Source organism: Siphonobacter aquaeclarae (assembly GCF_900103285.1).
GTDB lineage: Bacteria > Bacteroidota > Bacteroidia > Cytophagales > Spirosomataceae > Siphonobacter > Siphonobacter aquaeclarae.
In genome coordinates this window covers 343,385-359,315 of record NZ_FNGS01000003.1, presented here as the reverse complement: position 1 = coordinate 359,315, position 15,931 = coordinate 343,385, and the positions used below count along the sequence as shown (strand labels likewise).

At 55.2% G+C, this 15,931-nt stretch carries 9 protein-coding genes; 1 reads left to right on the top strand and 8 read right to left on the bottom strand.

Features of this window, described 5'->3' with window-relative positions; translation table 11 throughout:
* Positions 1–53: 53 nt before the first annotated feature.
* Positions 54–3,425, bottom strand: a complete 3,372-nt coding sequence (gene mfd / locus BLR09_RS08680; protein ID WP_093201402.1) for a transcription-repair coupling factor — start codon at positions 3,423–3,425, stop codon at positions 54–56.
* Positions 3,426–3,587: 162 nt separating this feature from the next.
* Between mfd and pnuC the strand changes: the two genes are divergently transcribed.
* On the top strand, positions 3,588–4,178 hold the full coding sequence (gene pnuC, locus BLR09_RS08675; RefSeq protein WP_093200521.1) for a nicotinamide riboside transporter PnuC: 591 nt from the start codon (positions 3,588–3,590) through the stop codon (positions 4,176–4,178).
* A gap of 89 nt (positions 4,179–4,267) precedes the next feature.
* On the opposite strand, the gene BLR09_RS08670 is transcribed toward pnuC, so the two are convergent.
* The 7 genes from BLR09_RS08670 to BLR09_RS08640 form a co-directional block, all read right to left on the bottom strand.
* On the bottom strand, positions 4,268–6,004 hold the full coding sequence (locus BLR09_RS08670) for a purple acid phosphatase family protein (RefSeq protein WP_093200518.1): 1,737 nt from the start codon (positions 6,002–6,004) through the stop codon (positions 4,268–4,270).
* Entirely contained in the window at positions 6,001–7,056 is a 1,056-nt protein-coding gene (locus BLR09_RS08665) for an MBL fold metallo-hydrolase (protein ID WP_143011065.1), read from the bottom strand. Before BLR09_RS08665 ends, BLR09_RS08670 begins: the two co-directional genes overlap by 4 nt.
* Positions 7,057–7,059: 3 nt before the next feature.
* On the bottom strand, positions 7,060–7,896 hold the full coding sequence (locus tag BLR09_RS08660) for a glycerophosphodiester phosphodiesterase family protein (protein WP_093200513.1): 837 nt from the start codon (positions 7,894–7,896) through the stop codon (positions 7,060–7,062).
* A 35-nt stretch (positions 7,897–7,931) separates the two neighbouring features.
* Entirely contained in the window at positions 7,932–9,287 is a 1,356-nt protein-coding gene (locus tag BLR09_RS08655) for a PhoPQ-activated pathogenicity-related family protein (RefSeq protein ID WP_093200511.1), read from the bottom strand.
* 44 nt (positions 9,288–9,331) lie between these two features.
* Positions 9,332–10,588 carry a hypothetical protein gene (locus BLR09_RS08650; protein ID WP_093200508.1) on the bottom strand — a complete coding sequence of 419 codons (1,257 nt, stop codon included), beginning with the start codon at positions 10,586–10,588 and terminating at the stop codon, positions 9,332–9,334.
* 63 nt (positions 10,589–10,651) lie between these two features.
* Positions 10,652–12,298 carry a SusD/RagB family nutrient-binding outer membrane lipoprotein gene (locus BLR09_RS08645; RefSeq protein ID WP_093200506.1) on the bottom strand — a complete coding sequence of 549 codons (1,647 nt, stop codon included), beginning with the start codon at positions 12,296–12,298 and terminating at the stop codon, positions 10,652–10,654.
* 24 nt (positions 12,299–12,322) lie between these two features.
* Positions 12,323–15,712, bottom strand: coding sequence for a SusC/RagA family TonB-linked outer membrane protein (locus tag BLR09_RS08640; protein ID WP_093200503.1), 3,390 nt, complete (start codon positions 15,710–15,712; stop codon positions 12,323–12,325).
* Positions 15,713–15,931: the final 219 nt, after the last annotated feature.

Sequence of the window (15,931 nt, the reverse complement as noted above, 5' to 3'; positions counted from 1 at the left end):
AACGGCCGGAATACCTATTTATTTTATACGCTACTATACTCGTTTATGAATCGTCAGGCTGGGACCATCTGGCTCAGCAACGCGTCCAGATCGCCCACACTCATCAGATTATCAGCCAGTAACTGCAATTTCCCCTTGATATCCTTGAGCGATACTTTCCGGGGATTCCCTTTCACGAAGTCCAGGACGCGGCCAAACCGGTCCGACTGATAATAGGCCTCATGCTCCCCAGAAACGAATGTTCCCTTCAACGTATTTTGTTTCAGGGTCAATTTTTCGAATCCGATCTGCTCGGCTTTCCACCTGACGCGGACGAGTCCGATCAGATCGCCCACTTCCTGTGGCACCGGACCGAACCGGTCGGTGATTTCCTCCCGGAATTTCAGCAGCTCGGCTTCGTCCTTGAGACTATCCAGGCGGTTGTACAAACTCAGGCGTTCGGATATGTTAGATACGTAATTTTCGGGAATGAGGACGGGCAGGTCGGTCTCAATCTGGCATTCAACGCGCAGGTTGTTTGCCGCCTTGGCCAGCTCGTCCGCGAAGAGGTCCTTAAACTCGTTTTCCTTGAGTTCCTGCACCGCCTCGTCGAGGATTTTGTGGTACGTTTCGAAGCCCAGGTCGTTGATAAATCCGCTCTGCTCCGCTCCCAGGAGGTTTCCGGCGCCGCGGATATCGAGGTCCCGCATGGCTACCTTGAACCCGTCGCCCAGGTCGGTGAATTCTTCCAGCGCCTGCAGGCGTTTCCGGGAATCGGTGGTGAGCAGCGACAGCGCCGGGGTAAGCAGGTAGCAATAGGCCTTTTTATTGGACCGGCCGACGCGCCCCCGCATCTGGTGCAAATCGCTCAACCCGAACAAATGCGCATGGTTGATCAGAATCGTATTGGCATTCGGAATATCGAGCCCGGCTTCGATGATGTTGGTAGATATCAGCACATCATACTCTCCCTCGATAAACTTCATCATGACCTTTTCGAGGCGGTCGCCGTCCATCTGCCCGTGCGCGATGCCGATCTTGGCATCCGGAATGAGCTTCAGGATCATGTTTCCGAGGGTTTCGAGGTCGCCGATGCGGTTGTGTACGAAGAAAACCTGGCCCCCGCGCTTCATTTCACGCATGACGGCGTCCCGGATTTTGATTTCATCGAAGACCATCAGCTCTGTCGTCACCGGCTGCCGGTTGGGCGGCGGTGTGGCAATAACCGAGAGATCCCGCGCGCCCATGAGCGAGAAGTGCAGCGTTCGCGGAATGGGCGTCGCCGTCAGCGTCAGCACGTCGACATTCAGCTTCATTTCCTTCAGCCGGTCCTTCACCTTCACGCCAAATTTCTGCTCTTCGTCCACGATCAGCAACCCGAGGTCCTTGAACTTCACATCTTTTCCTACAATCCGGTGTGTTCCGATGAGGATACTCGTTTCTCCCGATTCCACCCGTTTGAGGGTTTCCTTAATCTGCTGGGTGGTTTTGAACCGGTTGATGTACTCGACCTTGACGGGAAACCGCTCAAACCGGTCCCGGAAGGTACGGTAGTGTTGCATGGCGAGGACGGTCGTCGGGACGAGTACCGCCACCTGCTTATTATCGCACGCCGCCTTAAACGCCGCCCGCATCGCTACTTCCGTTTTTCCGAAGCCTACGTCGCCGCAGACAAGTCGATCCATCGGGTGCGGTTTCTCCATGTCTTCCTTGACATCAGCCGTTGATTTAGCCTGATCCGGCGTGTCTTCATACAAAAACGAAGACTCCAGCTCTGCCTGGAGAAAGGTATCCCGGGAATAGGCATAGCCCGGCGCGAACTTCCGTTTGGCATAGAGCTGGATCAGCTCGGCGGCAATATCTTTCACCTGCCGCTTCACTTTTGCCTTTTTGTTCTCCCATTCGGGCGAGCCCAGCTTGCTCAAACTGGGCTGGGTACCTTCTTTCCCGGTGTATTTTGCGATTTTGTGAAGGCTTTGTACGTTGATCAGAACGGTATCGTTATCTCTGAAAATCAGCCGGATACCTTCCTGATCGTTTCCGCCGACATCGATCTTGACCAGACCGGCGAAGCGGCCGATGCCGTAATCGATGTGAGTTACAAAGTCGCCGGGCGACAGCGTTTTCAGCTCCCGGAGCGTCAGCGCCTTCGATTTGGTGTACTTATCCTTGACTTTATACCGGTAAAAACGGTCGAAGATCTGGTGATCGGTAAAGCAGGCAACTTTGAGCGTGTCGTCGATGAACCCTTCCCGCAGGGACATATTCACGCCCTGAAAACGAACGGTATCGTCCGACTCGCCGACGATCGTATTGAGGCGTTCGAGCTGTTTCTGGGTTTCGGCAACGATGATGTTGGTATATCCGCGGTACTGCTGCTCGTGCAGGGTTTCGATGAGGCGGTTGAAATCCTTGTTGAAACTCGGCTGGGGCTTGGAGGCGTAGTTGATCCGCATTTCGGCCGCGTCTCCCGTACCTTTGAAATAAAACCGCCGGCCGAATTCCATACTCGGAAAGTCCTTGATCTGGTTGAGAAACGCCCGCCGGGTTTCGAACAGCTGCGAAGGTTCCTGCACGATCTGAATACCGCCGCTACGCGCGAGGATTTCCTGGAAGCTCTGCTCTACTTTCTCGAAGCAGATACCAATCAGCTCCAGCGTCAGCTCGACATCCTTGAACCACAGCCGGGTACCTTCCTGGAAGAAGCTCAGAAATGGCTCCCGGCTTTCTTTGACCAGTTTCGTCTGGACGTCAGGAATGACATTGATCCGGGAAACCGATTCCTTCGACAGCTGGGTATCCGGATCAAACGTCCGGATGGATTCCACTTCATTCCCGAACAGATCGATGCGGTAGGGGTATTCGTTGGCATAGCTGTAAACGTCGATGATACCGCCGCGAACCGCAAACTGGCCTGCTTCATACACGAAATCCGTTTGCTCAAAATCCTGACTAATCAGGAATTCTGACAGGAAAGAAGTATCGACCTTCTCTCCTACCGACACCGTGAAGGTATTCTGAACCAGCGACCGGCGGTTGATAACCCGCTCGCTGAGCGCTTCCGGATAGGAGACAATGAGTACGTTGCCCGCTTTATCATTGAGGCGGTTGAGTACCTCCGACCGCATCAATACGTTCGCGTTGTCTATTTCTTCGTACTCGTACGGCTTTTTATACGACATCGGGAAGAGAAGAACGGAGTCCTCTCCCACCATGTTCTGTAAATCGTTGTAGAAATAAGCCGCCTCTTCCTTATCACTCAGGACATACAGCGTTTGTTTCGGCTCGTTGAGGAAGAGCGCTGCGGCCAAAACGGCGTCGAGGCTACCTGTCAGGCCTTTGATCTGAAGGTGATAATCGTCGGGCCGGTCGCTTTTCAGGCGCTCGCCGATCAGCCGCACGAAGGCGTCGTTCCGGTAGAGCGTAAGAAGATCTTTTATCAGCATATGGTTCTGCAGAGGGGCGGGAAAAGGGCGTTTCTTCCCGCATAACACACAATAATCCCCGTCATTCTCGGGATTTTCCGGATTGACGAGGTATACTTGACCGTTGGAAAACGGTTCTGCCGCCGGCAAAGTTCAGCAAAATTTACCGATTGAATTGCGACTATGGACGTCTTTTGGACCTACCTGAAAACAAATGCGCTGGAGCTGTCGGGCGTGATCACCGGCATGGTCTGTGTCTGGTACAATACCCGGCAGAATGTTTGGGGGTGGTTCTGGAGCATCGTCAGCGTGACGATCTATGCCGTCATTTTCCTGGAAGCGAAGCTTTACGCCGACATGGGGTTGCAGGTCATCTTTGGCCTGTTGAGCGTTTACGGGCTTTGGCAGTGGCTTTACGGTGGGAAAGGACGGACGGTATTGCCGGTCAGCCGGGTACCATCACGCTGGATTCCCGGGCTGGTTGGCCTGTGCGTAGCAGGTACCGGCTCGTTGTCCTGGGTTCTACACCGGTTTACGGACGCGAGTATTCCGCTGGTAGATTCGTTTACGACGGCCGTAAGCCTCATCGCGCAGTGGATGCTCGGGCGTAAGTACCTCGAAAACTGGATTCTCTGGATTGGCGTCGACGTGATTTACGTCGGTATGTATATCTATAAAAATCTGTACTGGACGGCCTTCCTGTATGTTGTTTACCTGGGTTTGTCGGTGTATGGGTACCGGGACTGGGGGAAGAGCAGGGGGCATAGGGCATAGGGCAGGGAGTAATTTTCTGTGTATTCTGTGCTTTCTGTGAGAAACCCCAAAATCTATTTCTCACAGAAAGCACAGGATACACAGAAGGGCTACTTCGTCAGGTTCAGTTCGTCTTTCAGGTTGCCGTCTTTGTCGAAGCAGCGGTAATGCAGCTTATTTCCGTCGATTTCCACGTGTTGATAGACCCAGCCTTTGGGATCCCGGACAACGGCATAGTCTTCCGCCGTCATATGCGGATGGTCGGCCGGTATTCCCACTGAAATCAGGTATATCGTCCCTTTCGGGTCCGGCTTTTCCGCCTTCATGGGTTTCGTACGCATGTAGTAATGCACATGGCCACCCATGACCATATCTACCCCGTACTCGTCGAACACGGTACACCATTCCTTCCGGATATGCGAATAGTCTTCTTCGTAATTGTATGGAGGAAAATGGAAGTACACGAATTTCCAGGTCGCTTTGGTATTTTTCAACTGCTCCCGTATCCAGGCTGTCTGGTTTTCGAGCGGAAGCGTCGCGTCGATCATCAGGTACAGGGCATTCTGATACGTATAGGCGTACGTCCGCTCTGCCGGCTGCCGGGCCGGGCCGTTTTTCGGGAGACTGAACATCTCCTCGTACATCCACGCGCCGAGGCCGTCCTGGCTATCGTGGTTGCCCGGTATCGGCATGAGGGGTTTTGAGCGGAAGATGGTACCGGAATTCCGGAAAAATTCATCCCATTCATCCCGGTGCAGGCCGGTACTGACCAGGTCTCCGGCGATGTTGTAAAACGAGATATCCGGATGCCGTTCCAGCGATTTCCGGGCCATTTCACCCCACTGCGGCGATTTGTGCGTATCTCCGAACCAGACATAGGAAAAAGGCGCCGGTTCCGCTTTTTCGGTCTGAAAAGAGCTGACGGGAGACCAGCCCGTCGCCTCATCTCCTACCCGGTAGCCATAGGTCGTGCCGGGTACCAGGCCCTTCAGAGAGGCCGTAAACCGGTTGACGTAGCGGTCGTTCCGGAGCAGACGGTCTTCCATCCGGAAAGCCGCTGCCGGCGCCGTCAGCGTATCTTTTCCCATCCAGTACTGCACCTGGCTCTTCGCTATCCCTGGAGCGGTGCGCCACTGTACATCCATCGTGGTTTTCGGGTCGCCGCTCCAGGTCAGAAGCAGTTGATCCGGAATGACGGATGAAGGCGTCGGCGTGGTACGGAAAGCACCCACCACATGTGCTTCACGCGCCCGCCCGCGGATGGTTTGAAAGAGTACCTGGCCGTCGAGCGCCGCCGGTACTTCGGTCAGCGCCAGGTCGTCCCAGTCATGGTACGTAAACGCGCCTTTCCGGAGTACCGAAAGCGTCTGGCTTTCCGGCCAGACATGGGAAACGGTCAGCTTATCTTCCGTCCTTTCGGGCGCGACGCTGATGAAATAGACCGGCCGGTGTTTGTCGAACCCGTTGATCCCCAGTCCGATTTTCCCTGCGGGGAAGGCTTTCTGCCAGACTTCGTAGGTATATTCCTCGTTCCGGACGGTCAGGGCCGTTTTCCGGAAACCACTTTCCGCAAGCCAGAACGGGACGGTTTTCTGCGCCTGATCACGCATGAGGGAAACCACGACCGGGACGTTCGTTTCGAACGTCAGGTACTTCGTCGCGAGTACTTCCTTTTCGTCGCCGGAAAGCAACGCCAGCGGATGCGACAGGGTATCGAGCTGGGCGGGGGTAAAGTCTTTGTAGAGGCGGGTTACAAAACCGTCCATGACGTCTTTGACGGTAGCCGGAGGAGTATTCCGGCACGAAAAAGCTGCCAGCGCCAGTATCGGCAGGAAAAATTTCTTCATCGTTTCAACGGATAGCGGACCGACTCGCCCCAGGTCAGCGTAACCAGGGGGTAGGCCGATTTTTTTAATTGGGGATAGGTCAGGCCCAGAAAAGAGGAGTCGCCCCAGTAGGGTACGCGGTCGTCGACCGGATGTCCCAATTCATTCTGATGCCCGGGAATGACGAGTTTCGGGCGGAATCCCTTCACAATACGTTCTATTTCATTGGTCCAGCAGGGGGGCATGAGTACATCGACTTTGTGCTGTTTCCATACTTCGTCGATCCAGGCATAATCCGGCGTGAAGTTTCCCTCGTTGATCTGGTCACCCATCTGGCAGAAGGAAAGTCCTTCGGGCGTGGTGACGAGCGTCACGTTGTTTTCGGTACTCTTCATCTGATGTCCCGGAAAAATCACCACGCGCAGCTTCCGGCCTCTCGAAACCGGCAATTCATGCACCCGGGAGGCGTCGCGGGCGAGGTGGGTAACCGAGTCGGCCAGGCTTTCGCCCTTCCATACCTGTTCCGGCGAGACGACCGGCTTTCCTTCAGCCAGAAAGCGGCGGGCTATGGCCTTGTCTATATGGTCTTTGTGCCAATGGCTGATAAACAGGGCGTCGCACTGCCGGACAAGCCGGGCCATGAGTTCCGGTGGCAGGGCAAAGGACGCCGAACCGGAGCTGCTGCCGCTGACCAGATCAAAGGCGATGGTGGCACCGGCGGTCCGGACGATAAACGCCATATTGTACAGGTGCCAGATACGGGCGCCTTTTCCCGAAAACGGCTTTTCCAGCTCCTCCGCCACCCGCGTAATCCGGCGTTGAAAAAATGCCTGAACCGGCGGACGGAAAGCCGCGTACCGATCATGCAGGAGGCCGTCAAACAGCAGTAAACTCAGGTACCGTTCCCGTGGCTCGGGCCATTGCGGCGGGCAGGTTTGCGCCGTACGGTCGATTTCCGTCAGTAGTTCCGCCGCCTGCCGGTTCAGGAAGGCGTTGCTTTTCTCATCGAGGGAGGGATCCTGTGCAAACGCCGGGCAGGCCAGCAACAGCAGAAAACCAGCGAGTCGTCGCATGCGCTAGGGATGGAGGCCTTTTTCCTTCAGAAGTTTGAGCAGGAGCGCCGGTTCGTCGGTCTGGATGACGTTGGCGCCGTTGGCCAGAAGCTTGTCCAGTGCCTCTGTCGTTTTGCCGGCGCGCAGTGCCCGGTCCGGCTCGCCGAGGGCGTTGATCCATACCCGCGCTTTTTTCCGGCGGATGAGGCCGGTAACTTTCCGGTCGTAAAAATCGAAATCGATGTGGACAATCTCCGGCTTGAAAAGCGCCAGCGCAGAGTCGGCAGAGGCATACGAATGCGCCCTCGGCATGATCATGTACTTTTTGTCGGCTTGGTCGATCTTCGACAGCATCTGAAAATCGTCGTCAAAAAAGAAGACTTCGCCAATGGTACCCGTCTTCCGGATCACGGCCAGTACCGGTTCAATCTTGTCAGTTTTGATATCCAAATCCACGTATGCACGGCCTTTTGTCACGTTCAGCGCTTCTTCGAGCGTGGGAATTTTTTCGGAGGTCACCTTATCCCCGACCTTGAGGTGAAACTGCCTGAGCTCCGCCAGCGTATAGTTTTCGGGGTCGCCGGTACCGGTAGTGGTGCGGTTGATAGTGCGGTCGTGCATGAGAACGGGCACGCCGTCTTTCGTCACTTTCACATCGGTTTCGATGATGTCAATTCCTGCATCCACCGCTGCCCGGAAGGCCGGAAGCGAGTTTTCGGGATGCTGGTTGTGCAGTGCGCGGTGAGACGCCACGAGCACGTATTCGGGACGGGCAAAGGTTTTTTTGAGTTCGCGGAGCTGGGCAGAAGCCAGGCCGGCGGACAGCAGGCAGGCCGCCAGCAGCAGAGGAGTACGTTTCATGAAAAAAACGGCCGGAAAAGTTCCGGCCGGTGTGTTTAGTGCAGTTTGAGTTCGTTTTTGTCTGTCAGAAACATCCGGGTACTCTGAACGTAGGTCCCGCCGTTCGGATCTTTATATTTGAGGTCGATGTAGAAGGCGCGGAAGCCCATTTTGGGTAGTTCCTCCTCCACTTTCACCACATCCTTTCCTTTGACATCGAGGCTGCGGCCTTCCCATTTGGCCTTGTCGAAATGCATGTCACGGGAGCTGGCCGACCAGACAATGGCTTCCTCCAGCAGGTCGGCCGTAGCCTTCACGGATACTTTTACTTTCTTTTTCCGGGTTTTGACGCTCCACTCGCAGGCCGGATACGGGCGATTGTTCAGCGTAAAACCAAAGAACGCACTCAATGCCTCCAGCGCCTGGCGCTTGTCGCCCAGGTTGTGGCCGACATTCGGAACGTAGTGAATCAGGTTTTTACCCGGAATCTGGTCGTAGTAATGCTTGATGGCGTCAACGGTCCAGTACTCGTCGTTCGTCCCCATGAAAATCATCTTGGGCATCGTCAGCTTCTGCCGGTACGAGTACGGATCGATCATTTTGGTAATCGCATCGCCTTTCGGGCTGTGTACCGTCTGCGGAATTTCGAGGCTGACATAGTCCTGGATCTGCGGGCTGTATTCGTTCCAGGCTTTCATCTGGTAGTCGAGGTTGACAGGCATGTTCAGCACGTCGATCACCATCGGGGCAATGGCTGCTACCCGCGGATCATTTGCGCCGGTCAGCCAGGTCGTCCAGCCGCGCTTGGAAGCGCCGGAGACAACAAACCGGTTGATGTCGTGGTGAAGTGTTTCCTTTCCCAATGCCTGAATGGCATCCATGGCACGGACCGCACTTTTCACCATCGGGAAAAGCAGCGGCCAGGAATAGTCTCCATCGTTTTTGAACTGGTGAAGGGTATAGGAAATCAGGGCGTCTTCGGTGCGGTCGCCGTAGAGCGGCTGGTTGGGTGTTTGACGTACCTGCGCGACGATCGCCTTGTTCTTCAGGGCAATCATTCCAAGTGCCCGGATCATGTCGTCTTTTTTGGTATTCGACCAGTTGGGCTGGCCTTCCTTCACCGAACCGCCGGTGATGAAGAGCAGGGCACCGTCGTGTTTGTTTTCGTCGGGTACGATAACCGTCAGCTGGTGGCGCCAGGTATGCTCCCGCCATTGCTGGGACGTCAGGAGAATATCATACGCCTTGCCGCCGGGGAAAGAGATGGTTTCCTTCACTTCCCAGGCGAAAGACTTGTCTCCGTTGTGGAGATAGCTTTCGAGCGCCGTCTCAGGCGTAGTTTCCTGCGGGACGGTAAACGAGAAAAAAACGACGACAACCGCCGATAGTAGCTTGGCAATCAAGGATTTCATGGAGATAGCTGGTTTTTAGAAGTTGTATTCAGAGATGAAGTGCGTTACCTGGGATACCCGTCGGGCGACGGACTCTTTTCGATCAGCTTCAGGACCTCGTCCATGTAAATCTCAGCGGTATTCTCGCCCAGACTGGTCCGGCTGACGTATTCGTATCGTTTAAAGCTATTGAAATCCACCCGGCTGAGCATGTAGCCGAAGGCATCGTTCGTCAACCCGAACAAAAACGGCGTTTTCGTATGCATATGCCGCTTGACAAAGTAGCCGACATTCGGAAGCGCTTCTCCCGGAACGGTCAGTACCTGGGCGGTGCCGATATTGAGCAGGTTGACCTGCGCGGAAACCCTGTTTCCGTTTTCGAGCGAAAACCCGAGCGGCGACTTCTGAATAATATACCGCATGATCTCCGACTCTACCGGGAAGGTCGTCTTTTCCGCCACACAATACAAGCCCGGATCGGTTTGTTCCGGGGCAGTTGCGACGATCCGCAAAGCCTCGTCGGCCAGCAGCTCGCCGATGCGTGTACATTCGGCCCAGTCGTTGGCTTCGCCGGTATCCCGGCGGTTATCGGCGGTGACCATTCCACCCTGTGCGCCGTTGATAAACAGGGCAATACCTCCGGTCTTGGCTTCAATGCGGTCGTACAGCGGCCCGCATAAATCCGGGCTCAGTATTCCCCGTCCCGAGCCGATGATTTCGGGGTGGATGGCATAGTTTACCAGCGTGGCTATTGGTTTTCCGGCAGTACTGATCGCCTGGATGATCCCGCACCGAGGGTCATACAACTGGGGTGCGTAGTAGTTGTAGGCAATCTGCCCTTTTGCTTCGCCGACGGCCGTTTTGAGCGTCGCCGGTTCGAGTTTGCGGGCCGCCTCCTCGACGGCCTCCGCGATGAGCCGGACGCAGCGGTCGAGGTACTTCAGGTCGGCAAAATTTTCGCCTTTTTCATTCGGGAAACCATAGGCATCCGGGCCGCTGTGCGTATGCGACGCGCCGATGAGCACATTCGCCGGCGCCACGCTTTTGATCAGGGCCCGGGATTTGTTACCGAGTGCGGCCGGCCAGCCCAGGTTATCGATACCCACAATGGCTATTCTTACCGCTCCCTTTTCCAGCACCAGAGCCCGGACCGACAGTTCGCCTTTTTTCTCAATCGCTTTTTTCGGCGTACCGATTCCACCCGAAACAGGCAGCAGCGGATCCGGCGTAATGTTCCGGACAGCAGCACCGGCCCGAAACGACTGCGCCATCCCCGAAAATGACAGAAACAGCCCGCAAAGCAGAAAAATGGTGTTTCTCATACAGAAAGAAGGGGGGATAAGCACGAGGCTCACCCCCCTTTTCAAGGTGTGGGGTAATGTCTTTTACCAGGGTTTACCGGTGCCCTGTACCAGCCAGGTCTTGGACCAGGCGCTGTTCTTTCCGTCCGACTGGGAGTTGGCCGTTGTTTCCAGCTTGTCCAATGCCGCAGCGGCGTTGGTTTTGTTGAGGTTCACTTCATCGCGCATGTAGTAGAAACGCAGGGGCAGCGCTTTCCGCTTGGCGACCGGCCCGGCAGCGAGCGCCGGGAGGCCCGTGCGGCGGTAGTCAAACCAGGCTTCCGTCGCGTTGGTCCAGGAAGCAATCCACTTCTGGGTCATGATCTGCTCCAGCGTCTTGTCGTATGCTACGCCTTTCTGTGCGATGAACGCGTCGTAGTTTCCACCTACACCCCACGCCGTCAGCGATGCTTTGATCGCCTGCTCGTAGTGCGTTTTGGCGTCGCCGGCCGCCCAGCCTTTGAGGGCTGCTTCGGCCAGGATGAAATGTACTTCCGCCGCCGAAACCATACGGGCTTTCAGGATACCGCCGGAAGCCTTTGTATAGATTTCGTTGATGTAGGAAACGTGCGGGTTATACGACGTTTGCCCAGGCGTCGGGTTGAAGTTATATGCAGACGGAAGTTGCGATACGCTCGGCGGCAACCCTACGTAATTCGGATCAGTGTCGATAGGCGTGCTGCCTACTTTGTCCGGAGAGAAGTAGCGAACGCCATTCACGATTTTGTCCGTACCGGCAGGAAGAGACGCATCCACCACGAGGGGAATTTCGACCTTTTTCGCCCAGAGAGCCAGGCGGGGGTCGCTCGTCGGCTGCATCGCTTTCAGGAGCGTCGTACACATTTTGATCCGGCGGTAGTTACTGCCGCTGACGTCGTATACAGTCGTCGACGGCCAGGAATCGCCGGCGTTGTTACCTACATAGGCCATTGTTGCGTCGTCGGCTGCTTCTGAAATAACCGGGTTGTTGGCTGCGTCGGAGACAATTTTCTCAATTCCGGCTTTGGCTACGTCCGGAAGCTTGGACGAAATCCGCATGTAGTAACGCAGGCGGAGAGAGTTTGCCAGTTTCCGCCATTTGGTCGGGTCGCCGGCATAGAAAACGTCTACGCTTTCCACAATACTGGAATAGGCGCTTTTCGGTTTCGACAGCAGGGTATTGGCTTTTTCGAGATCGGCCAGGATACCGGTGTATACCGACTGCTGGTCGTCGTATTTCGGCAGGACATTGGCGGTACCGCCCAGCTCGCCTTTGAGTGCAGAGGTATACGGAGCGTCTCCCCAAAGGTCCGTCACCAGACCAAACATCAAGGACTTCATCACCAGGGCTACTCCCTGCTGAAACTCCATGTTCTGCGCTACCGCCCGCTGATACACGAGGTCGTTGTTCTTCAGGATGTCATAGTACGTCGTCCAGCTTTGGTCGCCACCCCAGTCGTAATCGTTGTGGCCGCTGAACCAGGCATCTTTCTGCGTGTGCTGCACAACGCCGGCAATATCCTGGAAGCCGAGGTTAACAAACGCCTTGGCCGATTCCGTCAGGACGGAGGGCATCACCAGGTTAGGGTTTACGACATCCGGCTGGACACCGTTCGGGTTCTCGTTCAGTTTCGTCAGGTCTTTACAGGACGTAACAAACAGAGAGCCAAGCAGAACAAGAAACGTAGCGTTCTTCTTGCGTAAGAGATTCATGAGTGAAATGCTTTCTATAGTTCGTTAGAACGTGAGACCAAGTTTAAATCCGACCGGGATCACCCACGGTGTGACGTTGTACCGTTCGATACCCTGCTTGAACTGGGTTCCGGCCTGGGCAGATGTCTGCGGCTGAAATGCCATTTCGGGGTCGATGTTGATTTTCGCTTTCGTCCAGAGAATGATGTTGCGGCTGTAGACAGCGAAGTTGGCGCTTTGGATACCGATTGCCTTCACGAATTTGGACGGCAGTTCATAGCCGAGAGAAATTTCGCGCAGTTTAATGAAATCGGCGTCGAATGTTGCTGCACGGGTGAAATCCCAGGGATAGTTGTCGCCGTAAGGAATGATTTTTGTTCCGGTGCCGCCAAGGTTTTCAGTGTATCCGATGATATTTCCGCTGCCATCATACTTGGCAATGACACCCGGGTTGAATACGCCGTATGGGTAGCTCTTTCCGCCAAACTCGTACGGGAAGCCGCCGTAATCGGCCGTCGGACCACCTACGATCGGGAAGAAGTTGCCGTGGATCTTGATCAGCTGCTCCGGGTTGGATTTGAGGTAGTTCGCCACTTGGTCGCCTGTACGCCCGCCGGGGTTGATCAGGTTATCCAGGAAACGCTGTGACCGCAGATCCGACTCCATGTAGCGGTAGGTCTGTGAAACAAACTGTCCGCCTTTCCGCCAGTCGAGCGAGAAGTTAAGCGTGAATCCTTTATACGAAAGGGAGTTCTGCAGGCCGAGCATGAAGTCCGGGTTGAAGTTCCCGATCTTGTTCTTCGAGTTGACCGCACTGGTATTCTGCCAGGAACCGTCGTTGTCGAGGATCGGGTAGCCATAGTACGGAGAGTTCTTGTCCGTTACCGTGATTACCTGGGCATCGTAGATATCGCCTACCTTGTCGCCTACATATGTCCAGGCGCCGCCTTTGGCATCTGTCCAGAGGGTATAGTACGGCAGACCGTCGGCCAGTTCTTTGATCCGGGTGATGTTCTTGGTGAAGTTCGTCGTCAGATCCCACCGGAGGCCGTTCTGATCGAGAACTGTTCCACCCAGCGAGAGTTCGATACCACGGCTTTCGAGCAGACCGGCATTGATATTCTTGGTCGTAAAGCCCGTTGAAGACGGGAGCTGCGTCGGAATAATCTGGTTGCGGTTGTCTGAGGTATAGTACGTTCCCGCAAACCGGAGACGGTTCCGGAACATATTCAGGTCAACGCCTACTTCATACGACGTCGCGAGTTCCGGCTTCAGGTCCGGCAGCAAAATACCTCCGGACTTGGTCAGACGGGTAATTCCGTTCCAGGAACCGGCGTCCTGCAGGGTAGCGAAGAGGGAATACGGGTTGGCGTCGTTCCCCACCTGCGCCGCACCGGCACGTACCTTGAAGAGGTTGACGTTGTTCATCCGGACCATCTCGTTGATCAGCACGCTCAACGATGCCGAGGGGTAGAAGTACGAGCGGTTGTTGACGGGCAGTGTACTCGACCAGTCATTGCGGGCGGTCAGGTCGAGGTAAATCATGTCCCGATAGCCCAGGTTAATGGTTCCGTACGCACTGTAAATCGCCTTTTTGTACACGTAGTTGGTGTACTGGATATTGGCCTGAGCAATGTTTTGAATGGTATACAGCCCCGGGATAACGAGTCCGGTTTTGTCCTTGCTCTTCGTGGTGATGTCTGAACTTTCCGAATAGCGGTTGTTTCCACCGACAGACACGAGTACGCTCAGGTCGTTGAAATGCTTGTCGTACGTCGCCAGGAAATCCGCGTTACGCTCATACCGTTTCAGCGCAGAGATACCATAGGCACCCTTCGGCTCGCTGGTATAACTGTAACCGATCTTCGTTTCCCGTGTTTCGTTATACGTATCGAGTGCATAGCGACCCATCAACTTGATTTCCGGCGTAATCTGCCATTCGGCCTTTACGTTTCCGAAAACCCGGTCCCGCGTGAAGGCATTCTTCACTTCGTTGGCGAGGAAGAACGGGTTGTTGTAGTTTCCGATGCTTTGGGAAAGCTGCTGAAGACCTTCCTTGCCCGGCACCCAGTAGTTCCGCAGCTTGTTGATATCGATGTGCGATCCTACCGCGTATGCCCACTGCAGCGGGTTTGTACCGCGTTCCTGCGCCGGGCGGTTGTTGGAGTTGCTCCGGCTGAAGTCGAGGTTGGTGCTGACCGTCAGCTTCTTGTTGACACGAAGGGTAGAGCTGACCGCCAGGGTATTCTTGAACAGGTCAGAACTCGGGACGATCCCGCGGCTCGACATGTTTGCATACGACAGGCGATACGTAACCTTGTCGTTGTTGTTGGCGATGGAAATACCGTTGGTCGACGTGATTCCCGTCTGTACGAAATCTCTGATGTTGTTCGGGTGAGAGACCAGCGGCGTTGGAATTTTGTTACCGTTGGCGTCAACCGGGCTGTCCCACTGAATCGCCTTGTAGCCTTTGTCCAGTTCGGGGCCGACGCCACCGGCGCTGCCTTCGTCAATTTGCAGAACACCGCCGGGATACGGGTTTGAATCCGGCGTAAACGGCAGCACGCCCGTTGCAAACCGGCTCGACATCTTCAGGAATTTGAAGGGTTTGTCGAATACCGTATTGGACGTCACCGAAACCGTCATTTTCTGCACCTTCGAACCGCTCTTGGTCGTGATGAGTACTACCCCGTTGCCCGCGCGTGAACCATACAGGGCCGCTGCACTGGGGCCTTTGAGGATCGAGACGCTTTCGACGTCTTCCGGGTTGATATCCGACATGGCGTTACCATAATCCACGCGGTTGTCCGCGCCGATCTGGCCAACGTTGTTGAGGGAGTTATTAATAGGTACACCGTCGACGACAAACAGCGGCTGATTATCGCTGCTCAGGGATTTCGCGCCGCGGATGATCATGCTGACCGATGATCCGGAAGGACCCGTGCTGCTGATCTGTACGCCGGCTACTTTACCTGCGAGCGAGTTCAGGACGTTTTCCTGCGCTACCCGGCTGATATCCTTGCCCTGTACTTCGCCAACGGCGTACCCGAGCGAGCGTTTGTCCCGCTGAATACCAAGCGCTGTGACAACCGCTTCCTTCAATGTTTCACTGCTTTCTTCCAGGGTGGCGTCTACCACGCTCTTGTTACCCACACTGACCTCCTGCGCCTTGTAACCTACTGCAGAAATAACGAGGACGGGATCATTGCCCGAGATCGTCAGGGCATAGTTCCCGTTGTGATCGGAAGAGGTCCCGATACGGGTTCCCTTCACCAGAATACTGGCGCCCTGTACGGGTGAGCCGTCGGTCGAAACGGATATCCGCCCGGTAATGCGCCTGCCTTGCTGCGCCGATGCATAGGTACAGAAGAGTACCGCTGCCATCAGGAGGCAGTACTTTCGCAGCCATACGTTAAAGGTAGAAATAGGTCCCATAGACTGTTTTGAGTGGTGTGTATTCTTAGGTTATGATCGATTGGAGGGTGAAAATGAGACAATAAGCGACTGGCGCCCTTTCCGGCAGAAAGGGGAGATAAGCGACCCGATGGTTTTGTTCAGAATGTGTTGACTGATCGCCCGACCTTCCGTTTCCGCCCGGAAATCCGCATAACCGGGAGGGGAAAGCAGGCAACTGCTCTGTATTGACAGTTAACT